Source organism: Synechococcus sp. BA-120 BA3 (assembly GCF_034931285.1).
GTDB lineage: Bacteria > Cyanobacteriota > Cyanobacteriia > PCC-6307 > Cyanobiaceae > Cyanobium.
This window is the reverse complement of sequence record NZ_JAYGHZ010000372.1, coordinates 1-4,419: the sequence shown is the minus strand read 5'-3', so window position 1 is coordinate 4,419 and position 4,419 is coordinate 1. Positions and strand designations below refer to the sequence as shown.

The window sequence follows — 4,419 nt, the reverse complement described above, 5'->3', positions numbered from 1 at the left end:
GCGGTTCACCCGGCTCAGCCATCACCCCGCCCTGCTGCCGGATCCGGCCCCCGGCCGGGATCGGCTGGACATCCGACGGGCCACGGCGCTGCAGCTGGAACGCCACGGGATCGCTCCGGAGCGGATCGGCCTCTGCCCGCTCTGCACCATGGCCGAACCGGCCCTGTTCCATTCCTGGCGCCGCGACGGGGTCAGGGCGGTGCAGTGGAGCGGCGTGGTGTCGCAAGGCTGAGCGCCACCGCTTCGGCCACCTTGATGCCGTCGATCGCCGCCGAGAGGATGCCCCCGGCATGGCCCGCCCCCTCCCCGGCCGGGAAGAGTCCCGGGGTGTTGAGGCTCTCGAGCCCGGTGGGGTGGCGCTGCAGCCGCAGGGGTGAGGAGGTGCGGGTCTCGACGCCGGTGAGCAGGGCCCCCGCCATGGCATAACCCTGGATGCGGCGGGCGAACACCGGCAGGGCCTCCCGGATCGCGTCGAGCACGTACGCCGGCAGGCAGCCGTCCAGGCTGCCGAAGCGCAGGCCGGGCTGGTAGGAGCCCACCACGGCCTCCGGGGGCGGCTGCTGGGTGGGTCTGTGCTCGAGGAAATCCTCCAGCCACTGGGCCGGAGCCCGGTAGTCGCCGCCGCCGGCGTGGAAGGCCTGCCGCTCCCAGTGGCGCTGGAAGGCGATCCCGGCCAGGGGCTCCTCCCCGTCCTGGGCGTAGGGGGCCAGATCCTCCGGGGTGATCGGCACCACCAGGCCGCTGTTGGCATTGCGCTCCCGGCGGGAGTGCTGGCTCATGCCGTTGGTGACGACGCAGCCCTCTTCGGAGGTGGCCCCCACCACCAGGCCGCCGGGACACATGCAGAAGCTGTAGACGCTGCGGCCGGTACTGGCTTCGCCGTTGCAGTGGTGGACCAGCTTGTACTCGGCGGGGCCCAGCCGCGGATGGCCGGCCGCCTCCCCCCAGCGGGCCCGGTCGACCAGGGCCTGGGGATGCTCGATCCGCACCCCGACCGCAAAGGGCTTCGGCTCCATGGCCACGCCGAGGCGGTGCAGCATCGCGAAGGTGTCCCGGGCGCTGTGGCCCGGCGCCAGGACCAGATGGTGGCAGGCGATGGCCGTGCCGTCGGCCAGCCGCACGCCCGTCAGGCGCCGCTCGGGTCCGTCCCCCAGCAGCAGCTCGACCACGTGCTGACCGAAACGGACCTCGCCCCCCAGGGCCTCGATCCGGGCCCGCAGCCCGCGCACCACCGTGGCCAGCTTGAAGGTGCCGATGTGGGGGTGGTGCAGGGTGAGGATCTCCGGATCGGCCCCGGCCGCCACCAGCTCCTCCAGCACCTTGCGGATGTAGGCGGGGTTCTCGCTCACCTGGCTGTAGAGCTTGCCGTCGGAGAAGGTGCCGGCGCCCCCCTCGCCGAACTGGGCATTGGAGCCGGGATTGAAGCGGCGGCGGCCCTGCCAGAAGCCGAAGGTGTCCGCGGTGCGCTCCTTGACCGCCTTGCCGCGCTCCAGCAGCAGCGGCCGCCAGCCCATCTGGGCCAGCAGCAGGGCGGCGAAGTAGCCACAGGGGCCGGCACCCACCACCACCGGGCGCAGCTCCGAGGAGGTCCCCTCGGCCCGGGCCACGGGGCGGTAGCGGCTGTCCGGGGTCGCACGCAGGTGGGGGTCGCCGGCGTAGCGGCGCAGCAGGCGGCGCCTGGCTCCATCCTCGAGCTCCAGGTCGAGGCAGTACACCAGGGCGATGGCGCCGCGCCGCCGGGCATCGACGCTGCGCTTCACCAGGTGGTGGCCACGCAGTTCACCGGGGGAGAGCCGCAGCCGGCGGGCGATGGCCACCTCCAGGTCGGCGGCGCTGTGGTCGAGCGGCAGTTTCAGCTCGCTGAGGCGCAGCACGGCCGTGGCAGTTGGAGGGCTGCTGGCGTTCTAGGGCACGGCGGGGCGGGCGCCAACGCGCCGGACGGGGGCCAACGCTTGTGGCGTCCCCGGCCGATCCGCCGCGGAAGGTGCCATGGTGGAACCTGATCGCGCCTGGGGCCGGATTTCCGATGGGTCTGGCTCACTGCCCCCTCTGCATGGGTCTGGCGGCGCTCTGCGTGGTGCGCTATAGCGCCCATGCCCTGCTGCTCTGGCGTCTCTGGTTCGAGGGGGGCGGGGCTCCGGTGAGCCCAGCGCCGGTGGGGCTCCGCCAGGCCGCCTGCTGATCCGCCAGGCCGCTGGCTGAGGCGAACCGGACCTCGCCGTGTCAGGCCCTTCGTGCCGGGCTGGCAGCGTCCAGCTCGGCTTCCAGGGCGGCGATGGCGATGCGGGTGGGCACCACCGCATCGGGGTTGAGGCTGATCGAGTCGATCCCCTCCTCCACCAGGAAGCGGGCGAAGTCGGGGTAGTCGCTGGGGGCCTGGCCGCAGATGCCGATCTTGCGGCCGCAGCGGCGGGCCGTGCGGATCGCCAGCCGGATCATGTCCTTGACCGTGGCGTGCCGCTCATCGAACAGGTCCGCCACCAGGGCCGAGTCCCGGTCGAGCCCCAGGGTGAGCTGGGTGAGGTCGTTGGAGCCGATCGAGAAGCCGTCGAAGCGCTCGGCGAAGGCCTCGGCGCCGATCACGTTGCTCGGCAGCTCGCACATCACGTACACCTCCAGGCCGTCCTTCCCCCGCACCAGCCCCTCGCCGGCCATCACCTCCAGCACCCGATCCCCCTCCTCGGGGGTGCGGCAGAAGGGGACCATCGGGATCACGTTGGCCAGCCCCATCGACTCCCGCACCCGCCGCAGGGCCCGGCACTCCAGCGCGAAGGCGGCGCGGAAGGCGGGGGCGTAGTAGCGCGAGGCCCCGCGCCAGCCGATCATCGGGTTCTCCTCGGCCGGCTCGAAAGCCGCCCCGCCGAGCAGGCGGGCGTACTCGTTGCTCTTGAAGTCGGAGAAGCGCAGGATCACCGGCCGGGGATGGAAGGCGGCGGCGATCCGGGCCATGCCCTGGCTGAGCAGGTCCACGTAGTAGTCGGCCGGCGCGTCGTACCCCGCCACCAGTTCGGCGATGGCCGCCCGATCGGCCGCCGCCGTCACCCGCTCCGGCTCCAGCAGGGCCATCGGATGCACCCGGATGTGGTTGGCGATGATGAACTCCAGCCGGGCCAGGCCCACACCGTCGCAGGGGATCGAGGCCAGGTGGAAGGCCTCCTCGGGGTTGCCCACGTTCATCAGGATCCGGGTGCGGGTGGCCGGCAGGTCGCCGATGGCCTGCTCCTCCACCCGGAAAGGCACCGCCCCCCGGTAGACATGGCCCACGTCCCCCTCGCAGCAGCTCAGGGTGATGGCGTCACCGTCGGCGATCCGGGCGGTGCCGTCGCCCGTGCCGACGATCGCCGTCAGGCCCATCTCCCGGGCGATGATCGCCGCGTGGCAGGTGCGCCCCCCCTGGTCGGTGACCACCCCGCTGGCCTTGCGCAGGATCGGCTCCCAGTCGGGGTCGGTGCGGCGGGTGACCAGCAGGTCGCCGTCCATGAACCGGGCGATCTCGCCGGGGTCGCTGATCACCCGGGCCCGGCCGCTGCTCACCGAGGCGCCGATGGCCCGGCCGCTGGTGATCACTGCGGCCGTGTGCGGCTCCAGGTGCCAGCTGCGCAGCACCGCCGCGCCCCGGCGGGATTCCACCGTTTCCGGGCGGGCCTGGAGGATGAACAGCTCGCCGCTGAGACCGTCCTTGGCCCATTCGATGTCCATCGGGGTGGGCACCCCGCGGCGTTCGCCGTAGTGGCGCTCGATCACGCAGGCCCAGCGCGCCAACGTCAGTGCCTCCGCGTCGCTGAGGGCGAAGCGCCCGCTGTCCTCCGGGGAGACCGGCTCGTTGCGCACCGCCCGGCCATCGCCGCCGCCGGGGTCGGCATAGACCATGCGCAGGGCCTTGCTCCCCAGCCGCCGGCTCAGGATCGGGGCGAACCCCTGCTCCAGGGTGGGCTTGAAGATCAGCCACTCATCGGGGTTCACGGCGCCCTGCACCACGTTCTCCCCCAGCCCCCAGGCGGCGGTCAGCAGCACGGCGTCGCGGAAGCCGGTTTCGGTGTCGATGCTGAACATCACCCCGGAACTGGCCAGATCGGAGCGCACCATGCGCTGCACCCCGATCGAGAGGGCCACCTCCAGGTGATCGAAGCCGTGCTGCTGCCGGTAGACGATGGCCCGATCGGTGAACAGCGACGCGTAGCAGTGCCGGCAGGCCTCCAGCAGTGCCGCTTCCCCCTCGACGTGCAGGAAGGTCTCCTGCTGCCCGGCGAAGCTGGCCTCCGGCAGATCCTCGGCGGTGGCGCTGGAGCGCACTGCCACCACGGCCGGGCCGCCGCCGGAGACCAGCTCGCCGCTGAGCTCCCGGTAGGCAGCCACGATCGCCTGGGCCAGCGGCGGCGGCAGTTCCGCCCGGCCGATCCGCTCCCGGGCCCCCTGGCC

The 4,419-nt window shown here is 72.9% G+C and carries 4 protein-coding genes; 2 read left to right on the top strand and 2 right to left on the bottom strand.

The genetic code is table 11. From position 1 onward, the window contains the following. A partial coding sequence (locus VB737_RS15185) for a laccase domain-containing protein (protein ID WP_500314191.1) occupies positions 1 to 232 on the top strand: 232 nt, incomplete at its 5' end. On the opposite strand, the gene VB737_RS15180 is transcribed toward VB737_RS15185, so the two are convergent. Then, positions 192 to 1,874 carry an NAD(P)/FAD-dependent oxidoreductase gene (locus tag VB737_RS15180; RefSeq protein WP_500314189.1) on the bottom strand — a complete coding sequence of 561 codons (1,683 nt, stop codon included), beginning with the start codon at positions 1,872 to 1,874 and terminating at the stop codon, positions 192 to 194. The two genes, VB737_RS15185 and VB737_RS15180, sit on opposite strands and share 41 nt — an antisense overlap. A 152-nt stretch (positions 1,875 to 2,026) precedes the next feature. Here VB737_RS15180 and VB737_RS15175 point away from each other — a divergent pair, with 152 nt between their 5' ends. Continuing rightward, on the top strand, positions 2,027 to 2,182 hold the full coding sequence (locus tag VB737_RS15175; protein WP_500314187.1) for a hypothetical protein: 156 nt from the start codon (positions 2,027 to 2,029) through the stop codon (positions 2,180 to 2,182). Between the two features lie 41 nt (positions 2,183 to 2,223). Here VB737_RS15175 and ppsA read toward each other — a convergent pair. Then, the coding region (gene ppsA, locus VB737_RS15170; protein ID WP_500314186.1) for a phosphoenolpyruvate synthase at positions 2,224 to 4,419 on the bottom strand (2,196 nt) is incomplete at its 5' end.